The sequence below is a fragment of the Kitasatospora sp. NPDC057512 genome (genome assembly GCF_042802135.1).
GTDB lineage: Bacteria > Actinomycetota > Actinomycetes > Streptomycetales > Streptomycetaceae > Kitasatospora.
Map to the genome: position 1 here is coordinate 1 of NZ_JBHVET010001153.1, position 1,678 is coordinate 1,678.

Genomic DNA, 1,678 nt, shown 5'->3' on the forward strand with positions numbered 1-1,678 from the left:
CACCCGGGTCCTGTACGAGGCGGCCGGCGCCCCCGCGCTGGCCGGCGCGTACGCGACCGCCGCCCTCAACCTCGGCGCCACGGCCGGCCCGCTGCTGGCCGCCGCCTCCCTCGGCACGGCGGCCGGCGACCTCGGCCCGTTCTACGCGGGCGGCCTGCTGGTCGCCGCCGCGCTGTTGGTCGCGACGCCCCGGCGCCGCTGACCCCAGGCCCCGCTGCCCCCGCCCCCGGCGCCGACAGTCCCGCTGAACTCGCCGCGCCCCGGCCCCGGTTCACACCCCCGGGGTCGCCGCCACCCGCCCGTCGGCGATCGCCGCGACCAGCTCGCCGTGGTCGGCCACCGTCCGGTCGGCGTAGCGCAGCGCGAAGTCGGCGACCGCCTCGGCGAAGGTGTCGGCGCTGCCGAGGTAGCCGGCGATGGCGAGGCGGTCGCCGGTGCGGGCGTGGGCGCGGGCGAGGGTCCGGCCGCAGAGGTCGGCGTAGGCGCGCAGGCCGGAGGGCCGGAAGTCGGCGATGTCCGCCGAGCCCTTCATGTCGCGCAGTTGGCGGCCGTAGAAGTGGCGCCCGGCGGGGCCGGTGGTCCAGCCGAGGAAGATGTCGCTGGCGGCCTGCATCAGGTGCTGGCCGGTGACGACCCGGCGGCCGCCGTGGTGGACGGCGACCTCGGCGTCCACCCGCAGCGGCGGCAGGTGGTCCTCCAGCACCGACCGGTCGGCCTCCTTGAGCTGGAGGAACAGCGGGTCGCGCCCGTTCCCGCCCTCCAGCAGCACGATGTAGCAGCGGGTGCCGACGCTCCCCACGCCGACCACCTTGGTGGCCGCGTCGACGAACCGGTAGCGGTCCAGCAGCACCCGGCGGTCCTCCGCGAGGGTGGCCCGGTAGTCGCTGAACACCTTGCCGACGCCGCGCAGTTCGGTCTTCTTCAGCGGTTCGATCAGCGGCGGCGCGCTGATGATCCGGCGCCGCCCGCCCCGTTCCTCGGTGAGCCTGCCGAAGGCCTGGAGGCTGGTGCGGCGCCGGGCGCGCGCGAACTCGGCCTCGGCCCGCCTGCGTTGCCGGGGCTTGCCCAGCAGCGGCAACAGCTGCGCGGTGTCCACCCGGGCGTACCAGACGTCGAGTTCGCCCCGACCGGCCAGCCGTCGCATCGCGGTCGCGTACCCCTGGCCGGCGGCGAGCGCGGCCCGGCGCACCCGCCGCTCGTCCTGGCCGTTGTCGCGGGCGGCGACGGCCACGCTGGCGGCGAGCCGTTTGACGTCCCATTCGAAGGGGCCGGGGAAGGTCTCGTCGAAGTCGTTGACGTCGAAGAGCAGCGCGCGTTCCGGTGAGGCGTACAGGCCGAAGTTCAACAGGTGGGCGTCGCCGCAGAGTTGGACGGTGAGGCCGGTGTCGGGGAGGGCGCCGAGGTCGGCGGCCTGGACGGCGGCGGCGCCGCGCAGGTAGGCGAACGGGCTCTCCGCCATCCGCCCGTAGCGGATCGGCAGCAGCCGGGCGACCCGGTCCGCGCCCTGCCGTTCCAGTACGCCGAGCGGGTCGGGCCGGTCGGCGGCGGGGATCCACCGGCCGTGGGCGGAGCGGGAGACGCGCTCCCGGGCGGCCCGGCCGTGCCGGCGGCGTTCGGCGGGGGTGGTCATGGCGCGGCTCCGGGCGTCGGCGGGTCCCTCCCCCCGCGAGGCTAGGAC

1 protein-coding gene and 1 pseudogene are annotated in these 1,678 nt (G+C 77.1%); one reads left to right on the plus strand and one right to left on the minus strand.

Annotated features, from left to right (window positions below; genetic code table 11):
• Positions 1 to 202: pseudogene (locus tag ACFU6K_RS38480) on the plus strand (Cmx/CmrA family chloramphenicol efflux MFS transporter); the annotation flags it as partial.
• Between the two features lie 69 nt (positions 203 to 271).
• Here ACFU6K_RS38480 and ACFU6K_RS38485 read toward each other — a convergent pair.
• Complete coding sequence (locus tag ACFU6K_RS38485; protein WP_380671242.1) at positions 272 to 1,630, minus strand: DUF2252 domain-containing protein; 1,359 nt, start codon at positions 1,628 to 1,630, stop codon at positions 272 to 274.
• Between the last annotated feature and the right edge of the window lie 48 nt (positions 1,631 to 1,678).